Annotated in this window: 19 protein-coding genes and 3 pseudogenes; 4 read left to right on the plus strand and 18 right to left on the minus strand. The window is 40.3% G+C overall.

Translation table 11 applies throughout. The features are described from left to right. Positions 1-151: 151 nt before the first annotated feature. From VIK44_RS14225 to VIK44_RS05080, 7 genes and pseudogenes are all read right to left on the minus strand, one after another. Complete coding sequence (locus VIK44_RS14225) at positions 152-310, minus strand: hypothetical protein (protein ID WP_414637060.1); 159 nt, start codon at positions 308-310, stop codon at positions 152-154. A 72-nt stretch (positions 311-382) separates the two neighbouring features. Then, a complete protein-coding gene (locus VIK44_RS05055; RefSeq protein ID WP_331552756.1) occupies positions 383-1,183 on the minus strand; it encodes an HAD family hydrolase in 801 nt (266 codons plus the stop codon). 46 nt (positions 1,184-1,229) lie between these two features. Further along, a complete protein-coding gene (locus VIK44_RS05060) occupies positions 1,230-1,511 on the minus strand; it encodes a hypothetical protein (protein WP_331552757.1) in 282 nt (93 codons plus the stop codon). After that, complete coding sequence (locus VIK44_RS05065; protein WP_331552758.1) at positions 1,508-1,993, minus strand: GNAT family N-acetyltransferase; 486 nt, start codon at positions 1,991-1,993, stop codon at positions 1,508-1,510. The genes VIK44_RS05060 and VIK44_RS05065 overlap by 4 nt, the downstream gene beginning before the upstream one ends. A gap of 225 nt (positions 1,994-2,218) precedes the next feature. Continuing rightward, positions 2,219-2,914, minus strand: a pseudogene (locus tag VIK44_RS05070) (permease); the annotation flags it as partial. A 30-nt stretch (positions 2,915-2,944) separates the two neighbouring features. Further along, positions 2,945-3,307: a metalloregulator ArsR/SmtB family transcription factor gene (locus tag VIK44_RS05075; protein ID WP_331552759.1), complete on the minus strand. Its 363-nt coding sequence runs from the start codon at positions 3,305-3,307 to the stop codon at positions 2,945-2,947. 684 nt (positions 3,308-3,991) lie between these two features. After that, positions 3,992-4,155: pseudogene (locus tag VIK44_RS05080) on the minus strand (ABC transporter permease); the annotation flags it as partial. Positions 4,156-4,753: 598 nt separating this feature from the next. Between VIK44_RS05080 and VIK44_RS05085 the strand changes: the two are divergent. Further along, a complete protein-coding gene (locus tag VIK44_RS05085) occupies positions 4,754-4,963 on the plus strand; it encodes a DUF536 domain-containing protein (protein WP_331552760.1) in 210 nt (69 codons plus the stop codon). Positions 4,964-5,101: 138 nt separating this feature from the next. Here VIK44_RS05085 and VIK44_RS05090 read toward each other — a convergent pair whose 3' ends face one another. The 8 genes and pseudogenes from VIK44_RS05090 to VIK44_RS05125 all read right to left on the minus strand — a co-directional run bounded on the left by VIK44_RS05090 (position 5,102) and on the right by VIK44_RS05125 (position 10,273). Next, a complete protein-coding gene (locus VIK44_RS05090; RefSeq protein WP_331552761.1) occupies positions 5,102-5,446 on the minus strand; it encodes a hypothetical protein in 345 nt (114 codons plus the stop codon). A 907-nt stretch (positions 5,447-6,353) separates the two neighbouring features. Further along, positions 6,354-7,034, minus strand: a pseudogene (locus tag VIK44_RS05095) (type I restriction-modification system subunit M); the annotation flags it as partial. 18 nt (positions 7,035-7,052) lie between these two features. After that, a complete protein-coding gene (locus tag VIK44_RS05100; RefSeq protein WP_331552762.1) occupies positions 7,053-7,646 on the minus strand; it encodes a hypothetical protein in 594 nt (197 codons plus the stop codon). A 246-nt stretch (positions 7,647-7,892) separates the two neighbouring features. Continuing rightward, positions 7,893-8,645: an alpha/beta hydrolase gene (locus tag VIK44_RS05105; RefSeq protein ID WP_331552763.1), complete on the minus strand. Its 753-nt coding sequence runs from the start codon at positions 8,643-8,645 to the stop codon at positions 7,893-7,895. Between the two features lie 35 nt (positions 8,646-8,680). Further along, complete coding sequence (locus VIK44_RS05110; RefSeq protein ID WP_331552764.1) at positions 8,681-9,091, minus strand: hypothetical protein; 411 nt, start codon at positions 9,089-9,091, stop codon at positions 8,681-8,683. Continuing rightward, positions 9,088-9,312, minus strand: coding sequence for a hypothetical protein (locus tag VIK44_RS05115; RefSeq protein ID WP_331552765.1), 225 nt, complete (start codon positions 9,310-9,312; stop codon positions 9,088-9,090). Before VIK44_RS05115 ends, VIK44_RS05110 begins: the two co-directional genes overlap by 4 nt. 149 nt (positions 9,313-9,461) lie before the next feature. Further along, positions 9,462-9,854 carry an MTH938/NDUFAF3 family protein gene (locus tag VIK44_RS05120; RefSeq protein ID WP_331552766.1) on the minus strand — a complete coding sequence of 131 codons (393 nt, stop codon included), beginning with the start codon at positions 9,852-9,854 and terminating at the stop codon, positions 9,462-9,464. Positions 9,855-10,072: 218 nt separating this feature from the next. Then, complete coding sequence (locus VIK44_RS05125; protein WP_331552767.1) at positions 10,073-10,273, minus strand: hypothetical protein; 201 nt, start codon at positions 10,271-10,273, stop codon at positions 10,073-10,075. A 247-nt stretch (positions 10,274-10,520) separates the two neighbouring features. Between VIK44_RS05125 and VIK44_RS05130 the strand changes: the two genes are divergently transcribed. Genes VIK44_RS05130 through VIK44_RS05140 form a run of 3 tightly spaced genes read left to right on the plus strand, consistent with a single transcriptional unit; the run spans position 10,521 to position 14,124 of the window. Then, positions 10,521-11,303 carry an FAD binding domain-containing protein gene (locus VIK44_RS05130; protein ID WP_331552768.1) on the plus strand — a complete coding sequence of 261 codons (783 nt, stop codon included), beginning with the start codon at positions 10,521-10,523 and terminating at the stop codon, positions 11,301-11,303. A gap of 23 nt (positions 11,304-11,326) precedes the next feature. Beyond that, positions 11,327-11,818, plus strand: a complete 492-nt coding sequence (locus VIK44_RS05135; protein ID WP_331552769.1) for a (2Fe-2S)-binding protein — start codon at positions 11,327-11,329, stop codon at positions 11,816-11,818. Continuing rightward, a complete protein-coding gene (locus VIK44_RS05140; RefSeq protein WP_331552770.1) occupies positions 11,815-14,124 on the plus strand; it encodes a xanthine dehydrogenase family protein molybdopterin-binding subunit in 2,310 nt (769 codons plus the stop codon). The genes VIK44_RS05135 and VIK44_RS05140 overlap by 4 nt, the downstream gene beginning before the upstream one ends. A 43-nt stretch (positions 14,125-14,167) precedes the next feature. Here VIK44_RS05140 and VIK44_RS05145 read toward each other — a convergent pair whose 3' ends face one another. The 3 genes from VIK44_RS05145 to VIK44_RS05155 form a co-directional block, all read right to left on the minus strand. Further along, positions 14,168-15,079 (minus strand): glycoside hydrolase family 16 protein, encoded by a 912-nt coding sequence (locus tag VIK44_RS05145; RefSeq protein ID WP_331552771.1) that lies wholly within the window; start codon positions 15,077-15,079, stop codon positions 14,168-14,170. A gap of 74 nt (positions 15,080-15,153) precedes the next feature. Beyond that, positions 15,154-15,600, minus strand: a complete 447-nt coding sequence (locus VIK44_RS05150) for a hypothetical protein (RefSeq protein ID WP_331552772.1) — start codon at positions 15,598-15,600, stop codon at positions 15,154-15,156. A gap of 1 nt (position 15,601) precedes the next feature. Then, positions 15,602-16,999, minus strand: coding sequence for a glycosyltransferase (locus tag VIK44_RS05155; RefSeq protein WP_331552773.1), 1,398 nt, complete (start codon positions 16,997-16,999; stop codon positions 15,602-15,604). Positions 17,000-17,002: the final 3 nt, after the last annotated feature.

A 17,002-nucleotide genomic window follows, 5' to 3' on the forward strand; every position in this document is an offset into this window, starting at 1 on the left:
CTTTCAGCCTACTACCTTGTTTGCCTACGCTTAAACTTATCAGTTACCCGATAAGCTCCAAGGCTAACTACGGGTGGTTGGTCTACCTTACCCGGCGGGATTCGCACCCTCTATATGATACGACCTGGCTCGGCCGCACTGCCTGGCACCGTCAGACGTTAATACAGATTCTATAATGATCTCCCACTACAGCCACACGATTAGGATCTGTAACCAGGTGTTCAACAGTTACTTTGCCAACCGATTCACCCTGAATATGGCAGATCGGACAAGTCTTATTGTTCTCAGTTGGTCGCTTTCCCATATTCATATATGTTGGTGTCAGGCACAGGTCTCCTAAAAATAGATGCTACCTCCTACGAATTCACGCAATTTTGTTTATTTATAACTTTAAGTTAAGCACCTCAATAATTGTATCAATCACACCCTCTTCTTCATTTGTTTTACTTGTGATATTTTTGGCAACTGCTTTTAAATCTGGATGAGCATTTTTCATCGCAAAAGTATGTTCACAAACTTCCATGAGGGGCAGATCGTTAAGAAAGTCACCAAATGCCATTGTCTCCTCAGGTTTTGCTCCAAAGTTTGCCATCAACATCTGCAATGCTTTTCCTTTGTTTTCACCTTTCTTAACAATGTCAATCCAGTTTTCCCCTGAAGGAATAAGATCATAATGATCGGTGATCGAAAAAAGTTTTGGACAAGCATTTGTCAAAGGGTTAATCCCATCAACACTTGATATTTTACAGATTTCTTCCTGATTAATTACTTCCTTGAAATTTTCTACGATTACTGTATTATAAAAAAAGCGTCTAACCTGTGCTTCAAAAGCAGGTAACCGATCCATTATGTAAGTCGCATGGATACCGCATAAAGCCGGACGTAATTCATCAATTTTTTCAATCCGCCCTAGTAATTCTTTAAGTTCTTTTTTTTCAATTGTCGCATGGTAGATCATCTCACCACAATCTAACACCACATTCCCATTTTCACAAATCAATCCAATATCATGAAAATATTCGGAAAATTGAACTTTAAGGGTATGCACTGCTCTTCCACTTGCTGGAACAAATCGTATTCCTTCACGATTTAACGCTTTAATTAGCTCTGGAAATCTTTTAGGTAATTCTTTTTTGCTGTTTAGTAATGTCCCATCAAGATCTGACACAATAATCTTAATCATATAAACTCCTTTTACCATATTTTATCCAAAATCTTTTAAAATTTAATTATATCACAATCTCAAAAAATGAGATCCATTCTTCAGTCGATAACTGTTCAGGTTTACTAGACATACTCGTTCCAAAGCTAGCTTTTGCCAATATTGGAATATCTTCATTTCTAATATGGAAATTAACTAACTTTGTAACGCAATACGTCATTCCTGTCGCGCTACCAATACCAACGATAATCAATAATGGCTCAAATTCTGCATATTTAATGCTAAATGCAAATGCTAAAAAACCAATTATTGCACTAAATATATATACATAATAAGACTTATTTTTCATAATGTATGGTAAAAAAGAATAGTGTCCTCATAGGATCCGTCTTTCATCAGAAACCCTTTGGGTATTACACCGAGCCGTACAAAATCAAGCTTTTCATATAAATGAATGGCACAGAAATTCGTTCTGACGACTGCGTTGAATTGCAGAAGCTGAAAACCGATGTTTTTCCCTTGTTCCAAGCAATGACAAACTAGTTTTTCACCAATATGCATGCCTCGGGCAGTCGATATAACCCCATAACTTGCGTTGGCAATATGACCGCAGCGCCCAACATTATTGGGGTGCAGAATATACAGCCCAAATACCTTTTCGTTTGCAACCGCAACCCCTGTAAAACTTTGCAAACCAAAAAATTCTTTGGCTGTTACAACCGTTAACAACTCAATCTGTGGAAAAGCAACCCCATCCAAAACCACTTCATTCCAAATATCCGTCATCATTTCAATATCTGAATCCATATATTCGCGAATTATAATTTCCATGAGTATGACCTCTTCTCTTTATTGATATTCTTTTTTTGAAATCTATAATCTGCTTTTACTCCTTCAAAATTAGAACTCACTCCACCATAACGTCCCGGAGTCAGCACGTATTCAGGTTCTCTGATTTCTTCTAGCCTGACGGATTCGCGGAAACCTTGGCGAAACGTGATATCTCATAAGTTAAGTTCAATAACTTAAGTTGTGCCTAGCACCGTCAGATGCCTTTTCAGGTATCCAATTGTGGATGATTGCCCCAATCCCAACCCCGATCAAAACATACAGCCAAACTTTTCTGACAATCTCCCAGACTTGGTCTTTTGCAAAGCCTATGCGATCACCAGTTGTCAAGGTTTCCTGATCCGTCTCTATCATCTTATTGCTGTACACAAAGGGTTCCACGTAATCTTCAAGCTTTGATTTACCGATGATTGTGCCGCCAACCACAGCCAGTATCAGACCTACAACAACATAGGCAATGGCGATTTGCCAGTTAAAGATGCTGGCGAGCAAAATTACCGAAGCCAGATCAACAAGGGGTGATGAAATCAGAAATGAAAAGGTAACGCCAATGGGCAATCCCGCACTGGTAAACCCGATAAAAAGCGGGATGGAGGAACAGGAACAAAAAGGTGTGATGGTTCCCAGTAAAGCCCCTAATATATTCGCTGAAATTCCATTGAATCCTCCCAATATTTTCCGGGTTCGTTCCGGTGGGAAAAAGCTTTGTATATAAGAAATAATAAAAATTAATACGGATAGCAGTATGAATATTTTAATCACATCATATATGAAAAACTGAATACTCCCTCCCAGTCGATCCTGGGTGTTGAGGCCAAATACATTTTGAACCAGTTGCGTGACTAAATAGCTGAGCCACTCCATTTTCAGCAATTGGTCATTTAACCATGCAAATACGAACATGAGATCATCTCCTAACTTTTTTAATAAATTTTATAATTGAATCGTATGATGATTACAGCATAGATCCAACAATTTTTGATTGTCGACATTTCTGGTCTGGTCTATAATAAGCTGTGGGTAATCTTCAAAATTGTCAAAAATATCATTTATGATCTGCATCAAAATTTTATTTTCCTTCTTTAACTTATAAAAAACAAATTTTTCTTTTCTTACTGAAGTAACCAAATTTAGATCTTTTAACTTTGTTAGGTTTTTTGATACATTGGGTTGAGGAACTTCTAAAATAGAACTGATTTCACACACACATAATTCTTTTTGAGCAAGAAGAATTATAATTCGTAGTCTCGTTTCATCTGACAGGATTTTAAACATATTAATTAATTGCTTCATCATCGGCTCCTTTCCAATTCTCGGGTAATACTAATAATATAATCATATGCTTATATAAGCATATGATTATATTATACCCGCTTTTCATTATTGTCAAGCTATTAATAAAAATTAGACTAAAAAGTTCTGACGAACATTAACTCCTGAACATTCTAATCTCCAATATAACAGCCTATTGGAACGCCGAATAGATTTTACGTTTAAGCTCTACCACACTACGCTTCTTTTTACAGTGGTCTAACGTTGTCCCCCACCCTCATGATTTAATTAATTTTTTCCATAACAAAACAGGGGTGCAGCAATGTTCCCCATCACTGCACCCCGTATTTCTCAAATTATTGTTTTAGTGTCAATTTTCCTGTTCCCGGCCTTGTTCATAGTCATCATTCAGATAGTCTCTTTCTGCATTAATATTCATAGAAAGTCCAATTTAAGCTTCCATTTCCCATGCATCGTTTGCTTCTTTGTTGTTAATATTTTCCGGTTCTTTGCTTTCTTCTTCGATATCAATATCATTTTCTTCGGGATGCTTTGTTTTTTCCATGCTGAGAAGATTATTTAACTCCTTTAAGCGCAAGAGACGGACTTTAGTTCGTCATCTTGTGCAAATGGCTTATTTAACTCAATTTTGGCGTTTTCTAGACGTTCATAACTTAATAGTTTTGACACTGGTAAATTATTTTTAAAGTAGGAAAAGGCGCTTGCGCCGTCTATCGATTTTGCGGACAATCCGCAATCGCTGCGATCCATGTCAAGGCCAGTGTAAACAACATGAGTATACCGGCCTTGGCAAGCCAGGATATTACCCCCGCTGGCGAGCGAAAGCCCATAATCAACGCTACGAGAATAATGAAAAAGTAGTAAAACACCTTTAAATATTAATTTAACTACAAATATAATTACAAAAAACAACGAAAAGATGTTAGTTGGTAGCGAGTGGGAGCTTGATTATTCTTCTCAAAAAAGCGAGCCAGCAAATTATATTTCTAACTTAACTCTTAATGGAAATAAAACTTTTGTATGGCACGTAGTAGACCATGACTATGTCGTAAACGACTGTGAAGGGACCTATTCTATAGATCCTGCCTTCCCGGATTAACGTAACGAGAATGCCTGTAACCCGCATCAATCAGGGATACTTGCCTCGTTATGCGATTTTAACATAACGAGGCAAAATAACATTGAAAAGTCCCTCTAAGCCTTTAGTATAAAGGGTTTTCAAAATTCCTCGTTACGTGTTTCCGGGAATGCAGGTTACATAGTTGGGTCAATCGTTTTGAAAAAATTTCCATTATTTTATCTCATCTCATTATATTTTTTTAGTCTTTTGTTTTTAATAATTTGCTGTTAATGATCATCAACCGCCAAAATCTAACGGGCTGAGTAAAATAAATTGATTGACAAAATCCTTAATTAACATATAATTAAAGGAAAAAGGTGGTGTTAAACTTGAATAACGATGAGCAAACTGATGTAAGCCGGACGTTAACTATTTTAGCCGAACAATTGGCGACAAAAGATGCGCAAATCGCGGAAAAGGATGTGCAAATATCAGCATACCTTTCGCAAATCGCTGTGTTAAATGAGCAATTGAAAGAAGCCAATCAATTGTACCGAAACAACCCGGTGTTATCAGGAAACCAGGAACCAAATCGCTGAGTAAAATGAATAGAATAAAGACCTGTGAAAAAAGACAATAACTGTGATGGTTATTGTCTTTTTTTTTTAGAAATAACGCATCCATTTTTTTCTGTTTTTTCCATCAACAGAATGTTTGATTATTTAGTCTATGATATTTCAATCGTTCAAAACTTCGTCGTGATTGACTTTGATATCGATTGTGTTTGGCAGGACGTTTCGCCAGTTTTTCTCAAAACCGTCGTGGAGTAACGTCAGATATTTCGACAAATCGAGATTTTCGATTATATGGGTGACCTCATTGTCTGACAGGTCGATCAGGGCGCGATTCTGAATCATCATGTGCCATGTATCTTCAACATTAGTGATCTTTTTGACCGAGGCTTCTTTGTCCGAAGGTAAACTCTCAATAGCCACGCCATTAATCCTTAAAACCGTTGACGCAATCAAATCGTGAATCTGACTGCGTTCACCCTCGCGTTTTCGTTTATGGGGTGCAGGCATCTTTTAGCGGAAAATATACTCTAAGCTCCAGACTATTCCTAATTATTTTAATATATTGAGATACAGTTTCAAGCCATTTCATAAGTGAATTTATAAGGTAAATAATTCAAAGTAAATGTATTGAACATATATAACGTTTTATTTACTGATAAATCAGCTTGGGGATATGTTTACAGGCACAAGATAGTTGCAATTGTTAAAGATACGTTAGTATCTTTGATTAGTTTTAATCCTTAGCGTATAATTTCCGCGTTTTGCTGCCGGTACCCTTATAATAACACCGGCAAGAGCGTCTTCGCCGTGACTCTCTTCCACATGACGTTTAACGTTACCTGGCAACTGTTTCCGGTCAATGGCTCGTATTACGATCCGCGTATCTCCGGTCCAATCTTGGCATTAGCGGCCGTCATCATCACCATATGTCATAAATTTCATCAAGATTAAACTTGCATTCCCGGAAAATTATAACGAGGAACCGTCAAAGCCTTATAAATAAAGACTTACAGCTTATTTTAAAATTTCATCGTTATAATTATTTATAACGAGGCCATCAAAAAATGTGAGTATTTATGGGGTTTTGAAACCCTCGTTATAAAAATCCGGGAATTCAGGATTAAAACATAACGGGAATGAACGGATACTTAAAAGTTATGGCACGAGGATACTACTACACACTTTAGTGAAACACTAAAAGACTTGTAGCTTTTTACTTGTTCCATTTTATTAAATGCCTTTTACATAATTAATAATAATCTGTTTGATTTTCATAATTTCTTAATTTTTAATCATATAAATATATATTAAGTCTTTTTATCGATTACTTATTCTATTTATGGCTTTATTCCAAGCTTTTTCTTTCTTTTAATAACTGAAATGACTACATTAAGCAATTACATAATAAAATCATTTCCTGGCCGTAAATGGACAGGTTTTCGATTTTACCCTGATGGTCCTCCACAAACTTTTCGCTTTGGACAAACATACCTCCGGAACCGCAACAGGGGTCATAGACTCTGCCCTGGTAGGGTTCGATCATATCGACCAGGGTTCTAACAATGCTGGTGGGGGTGTAGAATTCCCCGCCGCCTTTGCCCTCCATACTGGCAAACTGTCCCAGGAAGTATTCGTAGACCCGTCCCAGTAAATCTTTTTCGCCGTTATCATGCATTTTAATGGTGGAAATCAAATCGATGAGTTCTCCCAAACGCCGTTTGTCGATTTCCGGCCGTGCATAGCGTTTATCCAGTACGCCTTTTAAGGAGGTGTTTTCTTTTTCAATGAGGATCATGGCGTCATCGACGTATTGACCAACCTTGGTATCCTTGGCATTATCCATGATAAAGGTCCACCGCGCTTCTTTGGGTACCCAGAAGATGTTCTCGGATTCGTATTCATCCCGGTCTTCCTCAAAGCCTTCCCCTTCAGCCATGAGTTCGTTGTACTTGGTTTCGAATTTGTCCGATATATATTTCAGGAAAATAAGTCCTAAGACCACATGCTTATATTCGCTGGCGTCCATACTGCCTCTGAGCTTGTCTGCGGCTTTCCAAAGTGTTTCTTCAAATCCGATGTGTCCTGTGTTTTCCATTAATCTGCCTCCGTTGGTTTAATAATTATTGTCGTCAAATACTTCAAATATTTCTGCTTCAAAGCCGTCCTGTTCCGGTTGGCTGTTTACCCAATCCGGGAGTATTTCATAGTAGTGGGCCAGTGCCTCAACCGTCTTTTGCAAAACCGGTTCCTGCTGGACTTTTTCCAGGAGCTCAACCATGAGCCTGCAGGTGTCCATATAGGGGTTGCGGTCCACCACATCCAGGGCTTCTTTGAACCGGGATACAAGCCTGGCTTTTTCTATGTCCCGCTCAATGGTATTCATCTCTTCCCTGTCATAAACAGGGACTTTAATGAGTTCGTTGGTTTCACCGACTGCGAACTGTTCCTCATGTCGTTTGATGACGGGTTTGAGATCCTTTTTCAGCTTTTCCTTTTGGATCTCCAGCTTTTCTATTTCTGTGAGTTCATGGCCAAAAGTGTCACCGGCCACTCCGAATAAATTTTCAAGTATGGGGAGATATTTTTTAGGAATTTTTTGTTTTTGTTTAACCCATAGATTGATGTTTTGTTTCCGGATGCCCAATATTTGCGCAAGTTCCACATGCTGCAGATTATAAAGGCTCAGAATGTACTCAAGACCTATCATTTTCTCCCCTTCATTTGTTTTTATTGACTCATTTAAACTATTGTATCCTCTTTTATTGTCTTAGTCAATAACTCTTTTAGCTCTTTTTATTCTCTGGTTAATACGATATTTTAGAGCAAAAAAATACCAGGCAGATTTTTGATCTTATCTTTTATTTGGGTGGCGGTTTTCACATCAAAGCCTTCATTTTAAAGCAAAAAAAATCCCACAGCATTTTACGCTGTGGGTGAATGGTACGCTGGGAGGTTATGAATTTAAAAATTCAGTCACTTCTTTAATATATAAATCCGGATTTCCTATACACAATTCCCCATGGTCAAATCCTTTGAAAACCTTGATCTTAACACTGGGTACTATTGATAAAATACATTTTGCGTATTTTTTTCCAAGCCAGGCCTCCTTGGAACCATACCAATATGCTATATCTGTTTTTGTGTCAGCAATTGAATTTGGAAGTGAATATCTAAAAACAGATAAGTGTGCATTTCTGCAGCTTTCATCTGTCATGTTTGCACCAATTCTAAAAACTTCATCAACCATTTCCTGGGGATAAAAGGTTCGTCGTAAAATATACTTCAAAAGTCGGCTTCCTTTTTTCATGCTATGAGCTTGCCTTATTCTATAATTCACAGACAAATCCAACAAGAATTTATTCATTGGAACGATAGGCCCTGCATCAACAATTGCCTTATCAACTTCAAGTCGATTTTGTGCAAGTATGTCTACCACAATTGTAGCTCCAAGAGATGCTCCGCAAATTGCGAATACGTGTTTCCCATATATTTGTATAACATAATCGATTATATCAGCTGCAGCTTTTTCAACCGTAGTAAACGTCGAATTATTTTCTGTATTATGACCATCCAATACCGGTACAATAACAAAATAATCTTTACTGAAAACATCTATTTGAGGTTTCCACATTCTCCAGGATATGCCATAACCATGTATAAGAATGATTGCTTTATTATTTTTATTTCCAAATTCTTTAAATAACATAACGCTGCTCTCCTATCTAAAATACTGTATTCTTATTATATTTTATACAATTGTTTCACGCGCTGCTGGATTGTGGCTGGGGTGATGGCAAAATGCCGAACCGCGTTTTTTTGAAGAGCCGCTATAATGGCTTCTTTTTCTTCCAGTTCTTGTCTCTGTATTTCTTTTTCGGCCGCTTCCTGTTTTTTCTGTTGTTTTAATTGAGCCTTTGTTTTTTTCGTATATAAGATGGTACCGTCAAGTGGTTGTTGTTTTTTCAGCATGAAACCGACGGATTCGGGTTCATAGGCAAAATCACCGTAGACCTGCATAAACCAGACTCCTAGGTTGTAGGCCATTTCCAGCAGGATCACCGCATCATCATAGGAATCATAGCCTTGGTGGACAGCTTTGTTTCGGGCTTTACGCAGGGCGTAGAAAATGTCGTCAATTTCCGGAAAAATCAAACCTTCTTTTTTAGCGTTTTGATCCGGTTGGCGTGGGTGTTCTCCACTATCGGCGGTTGGACATCGTCAAGCTCCATCATCAGATTGACGATGGTTTCCCCGAAGAGACCCAGCTTGATGATACAGGAGTTCCCGTCGGTATAGAGGTAGTCTTCTGCCAGACTTCCCATCATGGCCAGTTCCGGAAAATGACCGCTTAAAAATTCATAGTTTGATTTCATTGATTATCCACTCAGTAATATCGATGTAATCGTATTTAATGGAAATATTGTATCATTAAATTGCAGCTAAGGAAAGATTAAAAAACTGCAAAAAAAACACGGTCGCGATTGTTGATTTACAATCGCGACCGTTCTTTATTTTCACCATTTCAGCACGTCCCATGTGCCAGGAGTGCCACTTTTTTACCGGCACGATAGATTTCATTGTATTTTCTGGATGCCTCCGGCGTCTTTTCGATAATCACCTTTTCAATACCATTTTCATGCAGGTAGCGGATGACTTCGTCAGGGACTGTTAACGCGCCGTATGCGCCGTTGCCGATCACCAGAATCCTGATGTTCTTGCCGAGGACACTTTCAACCATTGATGTGTCAAGTACGTGCCCTTTTCGTTCCTTCCATCTTTTGACTTTTTCTCCGATCATCATGATGTCCTTGCCTTTTCCTTTCCTTGAATCATCATTTTCGGAGTGTTCCTCCCCTGAAATGATGAATTTTCCCCATGAATAATGTTCAATCGGACCTTTGGGATCATCAAACATTTTCTTCACCTCCATATCATTTTTTTGCCTCCGCGACAAATATCACAATGGGGACGGTTCTTTTATGTTCTAACTGCACAACGCTACCATCCCAACGATCGTTCACTGTTTCAACGCACATTAATCCTTCCTTATTACTTCATACCCAAAAAAATATTTTTTAGCAGTAAAATGATAACGAATGACGACTAATCACATCCTTTCATTTTACTGTATGATTACTTCGTAACCGTTGCTGATGTAGTAGCATCGGTTTTTTTCACAACGGGTGGATTTGATACAGTCGATGTCTGTGTCTGTGTCGGTTTTGAAATTGCCATTGTCCCTGAGGTATTGTATTTATCGACTGCAAAAACTCCAACTGTCGATAATATTACAAAAACAACAACCCCAATAAGTATAATTCTAAATATTTTCATCTATAACCTCTCTAAAGTAATTTGAAAAAATAAATGATAGTTCCTACTTACATTATAATGGTTCTAATGCAAAGTTGCCACTAAATTAAATCAAAACCTAAAAAAAAGCACCTTTCTTAATTACTATGGACAATCATTAAAGGTATACAACAAATTCCATTAATGCTGCTGATTATTTTCAGTTGTTTCTGGGTATAAAATGAAAATACATGATTCTTGGCATCAATATGAATTTGGGGGTGATATCATGGCAAACATTAATAAAATTGTCAAAGTAAACAGTTTGACCGAAGCATATGAGCTCAATCAAAAACGATCGAATGTTGTCCTTGGAGGGTTCATGTGGCTTAAAATGGGAAATCGCAGTTTTCAGAACGCCATTGACCTCTCCAAGCTGGGCTTGGACCAGATCGAAGAAACGGGCGATGCATTTTCAATCGGGTGTATGTGCACCCTCCGGGATTTGGAGCTCCACGCAGGGCTAAACCAGGCATTTAAGGGCGGCATTCGGGAAGCGGTCCATCATATCATCGGAGTCCAGTTTCGCAATGGCGCCACGGTTGGCGGAAGCATTTACGGACGCTACGGTTTTTCGGATGTACTGACCTGTTTCATGGCCCTTAATACCACCGTGGAGCTTTACAAAGCCGGGATCATGCCCTTGACAGAATTTGCGGAATTGAAATATGACAATGATATTCTGCTCCGCATTCATATCAAAAAAGATCAGCGGCGGCTGTCCTATCAGTCCCAGCGGCTTTCAAAAACAGATTTCCCGTTAATTACAGTGGCAGTCTCCAAAAAAGATGATTGTTTTTATATTGCCGTCGGGGCTCGGCCTGCGAAAGCACGGCTGCTGGTAAAACCCGGCTGTACCCTCAATAAAAATTCCTTGGAAGAAGATATTATTGATTTCTCAAACTGGGCGGCAGATCAGTTTAATTACGGCAGCAACATGCGCGGAAGCGAAGACTATCGGAGACATCTTGCCGCGGTCTATATTAAACGGGGGATTAAAGAGCTGTTATAAACAAATCGAAAGAAGGGCTGAATATGATCATCCATTTATATTTAAATGATAAAGAACTGAAACAGGAGATTGCGGACGACATGCTGCTCCTTGATTTTCTCAGGGATAACCAGTGTTACAGTGTCAAGGGTGGCTGTGAGACCTCAAATTGCGGTCTTTGTACTGTCCTTGTGGAGGATAAGCCGGTGTTATCCTGTTCAACCCTGGCCGCACGGGTGGATGGGAAACATGTGGTCACTCTGGAGGGTCTCCAGGAAGAAGCCTCAGAATTGGGAGCATTTTTAGCCGACCAGGGTGCCGACCAATGCGGTTTCTGCAGTCCCGGACTCGTCATCAGCATTCTCGCCATGAAAAAAGAACTTGACCATCCATCCGATGAAGAAATCAAAGAGTATTTAGCGGGGAATCTCTGCCGTTGTACCGGCTATATGAGTCAGCTTCGGGGTATTAAACAGTATTTTTCTGAATGTCGATTTCACTCACCATCTCAATCCGAAGGGAGCACAGAGAAATGAAGCGAGTCAATCAATCCGTTAATAAGCCCATCCGAAAAAAAGATGCCATGGCCCTGGTAACCGGGAAGCCGGTTTATACCCAGGATATCGCTCCAAAGGATTGTCTGGTTGTCAAGGTGCTGCGAAGCCCCCATGCCCACGCCCGGATCAGGGCAATCAATACACAGCCTGCTCTGAAAATTCCCGGGATTGCCTGTGTTCTGACCTACAAAGATGTGCCGGATAAACGCTTCACTCTGGCAGGACAGACCTTTCCCGAACCCAGCCCCTACGACCGGCTCATTCTTGATGAAACCCTGCGTTTTATTGGGGATGCGGTTGCCATTGTCGCCGGGGAAAACGAGAAGGTGGTTGAAAAAGCGCTGAAACGGATCAAGGTGGACTATGAGGTGCTGGAGCCGGTTCTTGATTTCAGAAAAGCTTTGGACAATAAGGTCATCATTCATCCGGAAGAAAGCTGGAAAAGTCTGGTTAATGTAGGCGCCGACCAAAAACGGAATCTCTGCGCCCATGGTGAAGACCGCTATGGAGATGCCGATGCGATCATCCGAGACTGTGCCTGGACCATTGAACAGACCTATCACACCAAGGCCAATCAGCAGGTGACGATGGAGACCTTCCGAACCTTCACCTATCAGGATGCCTTTGGCCGACTGACCTGCGTCAGCTCCACCCAGATCCCCTTCCATGCCCGGCGGATCCTATCCAATGCCCTGGATCTGCCTAAATCTCAGATCAGGGTGATCAAGCCAAGAATCGGCGGGGGGTTCGGATCAAAACAGACAGTGATTTCCGAAATCTATCCGGCCCTTGTCACCTTGAAAACCGGAAAGCCGGCCATGATTATTTATACCCGTCAGGAAAGTCAGATAGCTTCCTCACCCAGACACGAAATGGAAGTCACTGTGAGATTGGGGGCCGATGAAGCTGGCATCATCAAAGGGATTGATATGCAGGTTCTTTCCAACACCGGTGCCTATGGGGAGCATGGCCCGACCACCGTGGTTTTAACCGGTCACAAGTCCATTCCTCTTTATGGGAAAGCCCAGGCCTACCGCTTCGGATATGATGTGGTCTATACCAACAAAATGTCCTCCGGGGCATACCGGGGTTACGGGGCCACCCAGGGTATTTTTGCCCTGGAATCCGCGGTGAATGAACTGGCGGCAAAAATGAACATGGACCCGGTGCGGATTCGGGAAATCAACATGGTGGACAAAGGTGATGTCATGCCCGCCTATTTTGGGGAGACCCTGAGCAGCTGCGCTTTAAGCCGTTGTATGAAGAAAGCAAAAGAAATGATGGGCTGGGATGAAAAATATCCCTGTATTGATCTGGGAAACGGAAAAGTTCGAAGCCTGGGAGTTGCCATGGCCATGCAGGGTTCCGGTATTGCCGGGGTTGATACGGCGGCGGTATCCATTAAAGTCAACGATGACGGTTTTTACAGCATGGCCATCGGAGCCGCTGATATGGGAACCGGCTGTGATACCATCCTTGCCCAAATAGCCGCCGATTGTCTGAACTGCTCGGTTGATGACATTATTGTGAGTGGCGTGGATACGGATTTTTCGCCCTATGACACTGGTTCTTATGCTTCAAGCACCACCTATGTCACCGGGATGGCGGTTGTGAAAACATGTGAAAAACTGATTGAGAAGATTAAACAGGAAGGGGCGAAAAGATTAGACGATAACATTGCTGCGGTTGATTTTGACGGTGATCGGGTTTATTTAATAAATACCGATGCATCCATTTCATTAAAGGCTCTGGGGAACCAAGCCATGTGCGGGAATAATACGCCTCTTTTTACAACCGCGTCTTTCTCCTCACCGGTATCCCCTCCTCCCTTTATCGTCGGCATGGCAGAGGTTGAAATTGACAAAGAAACCGGAGCTGTTGATCTGATTCGTTATGTGGCTGTTGTCGACTGCGGTACTGTCATTAATCCCAATCTTGCCCGGGTTCAGACCGAAGGGGGGATTGCCCAGGGCATTGGCATGGCGCTGTATGAAGATATTGTGTATACTGAAGACGGGCGAAATGCCAGCAATTCACTGATGCAGTATAAAATTCCCACCCGTCTTGATGTTGGTGATATTCAGGTGGATTTTGAAAGCAGCTATGAACCAACCGGGCCGTTTGGCGCTAAATCAATCGGAGAACTTGTCATCAGCACGCCTCCCCCGGCCATTGCAAATGCTGTCTACAACGGCATGCATGTTCAGATACGTGAACTTCCGATTACAGCAGAAAAAATAGTCAATGGCATGACGGCTGATGAAAAATCATCCGGGATTCGCTAAAACGCAGGGCATGAAGGGACGGTTCGGTTCTTTTGTGCTCTCATTAATACCTGACCCAGTCTACTGTCAAGGTTTGATTTTTTTTAGAGCTCACCCCATCCAGCCATTTGGGAAACCAACTGTTGATCATCAGATACATCCCTTCTTTCGGGAAACCATCCGACCAGCTTTTGATAAAAACACTGTCGATGTAAAACGAAACCTGATTTTCATCGTATTCAATCCGATAGTCATGGAATTCTTTTGTCGGATCAAAGCCCAGATTTCCCGCATAGATATTCTTTTTTTCACCATCTGAATAGGTTGTGAGCAGCAGGGTTCCATCCGGCTGATTATAGACTTCAATGTCAATTTCATAAAAATAGTCCGGTTCCTTGTATAAGAAAAACCCGGTGATTGAGGATGGTGCATTCGGAAGTTTCATTCTTGTTTCAAAGGCGCCATAGTCCTTTAGTTCCTTTGTATAGATTTCTCCCCCATTCAAGGAATTTCCAGGTATTTCAATACTTAATTCACCGTTACTGACGGATACATTTTCACTTTTTAATTCACTTCTGCCAAGACTGCTGTCTGAAACCAGCCAGACATTTCCATCCAGGTTATCAAAATTATCCTGGGTCTTAAAGGCTGAAAATCCTTTGTCATCCCTGCTTTCCGCAATTCGTTGAGCCCCGGTATTTTCAGGGGATTTGTCCCATACAATGAGTTCTGTTTTATAGGTGCCACTGATTAAATCGTCGGGAATGAGCCACTCCAGAGAGAAATTTTCATCTTTTCCAGGGAGTATTGTTTTGTTTTCGATGATTGAATCAATCTGATTTCCCGAACTGCTATAAAGCCTCATTTCGATCCATACTTCCTTTTCGTTTTTCGTCGGATTGAAGATTTCGATGCCGGCATTGATTTTTTCCTGATGGAAATAGATGCCAGTCGGGTGATTAAAACCTTTAATCATCAAATTCTCATTATTTACATTACAACCAGTCAGTCCGAGTACCGTTAAACCGATAATAAACAGCAACACCCTTTTCATCTAAGTTTATAGAGCCGATCCAATATGTATAACATATGCTTTCGCTCTTCTTTGATAATGGTTTCAAACATTATCAATGCATTGGAATCATTTTCAAATGCGCTTAATTGCGCTGTATAGATATTGATGGAATTTTTTTCGATTTGCAAAGCAAATTGGAAAAAATCTTTTTCACAGTTCATATCCAATTTTTCCCCATTAATTTTTATATGATCAATCTGTTGCTTTAAAACCAATGCAATCTCTTCATTCATTTTTTTTTCTTTATAGCGGTCATCTCCGGAGAGCTCAACCATTAATTCCAGATGCTTTGCCTCTTCTTTTGCCAAAGCAAGAACAACCGGTTTTAATTTTTCACTGCATGATTTTGAAAAATTTTCAAACATTTCTTCACTGAGCGCTTCAATGTCCGCAAGTTCTAAAAAATATTCTTGTAAATTCATACTATTTCTCCTTCTTTGAAAATGCATTTCTTTGTATGGTACCCCAATTCTTGCTGCCTTTTTTAAAATTAAAAAAGGATTCGACGCGCCACCATACCGTCAGTTGCCGATAACCAAATTGTTCTAAAAAGCTGTAAAGAATGAGCTTCGAAATTTCTTTAAACCCACTGTATCGCTTGTATGAAAATTCTTCGAATAATATCCCTGAAAGCGAAAATAATATTCCAAAGAGATAAGCCATCAAAAAGACAAAGATGAAGAATTTTGAAACACTCCCGGTTATGATCGCAATGGTAAACAGGAGATAACCAAATGTCTCAATGACAGGACCGATCATTTCCACTAAAAAGAAATACGGCATGGATAGCATTCCCACTGTCCCGTATTTTGGGTTAAACATCATTTTTTTATGTCGTATAAGCGATTCGGTCAGACCGCGATGCCATCGGATCCGCTGAGATTTAAGCCCTTTCAGGGTGTCTGGTGCCTGGGTCCAGCACACCGCATCCGATGCAAAATCAATTTTATATTTCAGTTTGTTTTTTCGGTAATATTCGTGCATTTTCAGGGTGAGTTCCATATCTTCCCCGATGGTGGTACTGTAACCGCCGACGTTAACCGCTGCCGCCTTGGTAAAAACCCCGAAGGCTCCGGATATGATGAGCAGTGCATTGATTCGTTCCCAGCCAATACGACTTGTTAAAAAGGCTCTGAAATATTCAATGATCTGAAATCTGACGATGGCTGATCGGGGTAGTTTAGCTTCCAGCAATTTACCCTCTCGGATGGTGCATCCATTGGCAATACGAATGATTCCCCCGACTGCAATGGTTTCTTCATGGATAAGAAATGGCTTTACAATTCTCAATAAAGCATTTTTTTCGATGATGCAATCCGCGTCAATTCCGCAGAAAAGGGGGTATCGGGATAAATTGATACCGGCGTTTAAAGCATCTGCTTTCCCGCCATTTAATTTATCCACTATAACAAGATTTGGGATGACAAAGGATCCGTAAACCCCTCTTATCTCTTTACACTCAACTTGCATATTTATTTCTACATCTATTTTTCTCAGGTTGAAGTAGTCAATGGTTTTCTCCAGGGTATTGTCAGTGGAACCGTCATTGATAACAATGATTTCAAATTCGGGATAATTCAGATCCAAAAGCGAAATGATATTATCGATAATCGTTTCCGCTTCATTGTAGGCAGGAACAACCACAGAAATCGGTTTCGTATAATTGCTGATGATGGTAACATCATTATTAATGAGCTTAATAAATTCCGTTAATTTTCCCGAGGATATGAGTATGAGAAAGACATAAAATAAACTGATGCCAAAAAAATAAACAAAAATGATTTGACTGTAAATTGCAATGCCGTTTACTATTATATTCATTTA

Source organism: Acetobacterium sp. (genome assembly GCF_036508315.1).
Lineage (GTDB): Bacteria > Bacillota > Clostridia > Eubacteriales > Eubacteriaceae > Acetobacterium.

Coding starts and splice junctions, on each gene's coding strand:
- VIK44_RS14225 (WP_414637060.1), bottom strand. CDS start 310: ATGAATATGGGAAAGCGACCAACTGAGAACAATAAGACTTGTCCGATC.
- VIK44_RS05055 (WP_331552756.1), bottom strand. CDS start 1,183: ATGATTAAGATTATTGTGTCAGATCTTGATGGGACATTACTAAACAGC.
- VIK44_RS05060 (WP_331552757.1), bottom strand. CDS start 1,511: ATGAAAAATAAGTCTTATTATGTATATATATTTAGTGCAATAATTGGT.
- VIK44_RS05065 (WP_331552758.1), bottom strand. CDS start 1,993: ATGGAAATTATAATTCGCGAATATATGGATTCAGATATTGAAATGATG.
- VIK44_RS05075 (WP_331552759.1), bottom strand. CDS start 3,307: ATGATGAAGCAATTAATTAATATGTTTAAAATCCTGTCAGATGAAACG.
- VIK44_RS05090 (WP_331552761.1), bottom strand. CDS start 5,446: ATGCCTGCACCCCATAAACGAAAACGCGAGGGTGAACGCAGTCAGATT.
- VIK44_RS05100 (WP_331552762.1), bottom strand. CDS start 7,646: ATGATAGGTCTTGAGTACATTCTGAGCCTTTATAATCTGCAGCATGTG.
- VIK44_RS05105 (WP_331552763.1), bottom strand. CDS start 8,645: ATGTTATTTAAAGAATTTGGAAATAAAAATAATAAAGCAATCATTCTT.
- VIK44_RS05115 (WP_331552765.1), bottom strand. CDS start 9,312: ATGAAATCAAACTATGAATTTTTAAGCGGTCATTTTCCGGAACTGGCC.
- VIK44_RS05120 (WP_331552766.1), bottom strand. CDS start 9,854: ATGTTTGATGATCCCAAAGGTCCGATTGAACATTATTCATGGGGAAAA.
- VIK44_RS05125 (WP_331552767.1), bottom strand. CDS start 10,273: ATGAAAATATTTAGAATTATACTTATTGGGGTTGTTGTTTTTGTAATA.
- VIK44_RS05130 (WP_331552768.1), top strand. CDS start 10,521: ATGGCAAACATTAATAAAATTGTCAAAGTAAACAGTTTGACCGAAGCA.
- VIK44_RS05135 (WP_331552769.1), top strand. CDS start 11,327: ATGATCATCCATTTATATTTAAATGATAAAGAACTGAAACAGGAGATT.
- VIK44_RS05140 (WP_331552770.1), top strand. CDS start 11,815: ATGAAGCGAGTCAATCAATCCGTTAATAAGCCCATCCGAAAAAAAGAT.
- VIK44_RS05145 (WP_331552771.1), bottom strand. CDS start 15,079: ATGATTAAAGGTTTTAATCACCCGACTGGCATCTATTTCCATCAGGAA.
- VIK44_RS05150 (WP_331552772.1), bottom strand. CDS start 15,600: ATGAATTTACAAGAATATTTTTTAGAACTTGCGGACATTGAAGCGCTC.
- VIK44_RS05155 (WP_331552773.1), bottom strand. CDS start 16,999: ATGAATATAATAGTAAACGGCATTGCAATTTACAGTCAAATCATTTTT.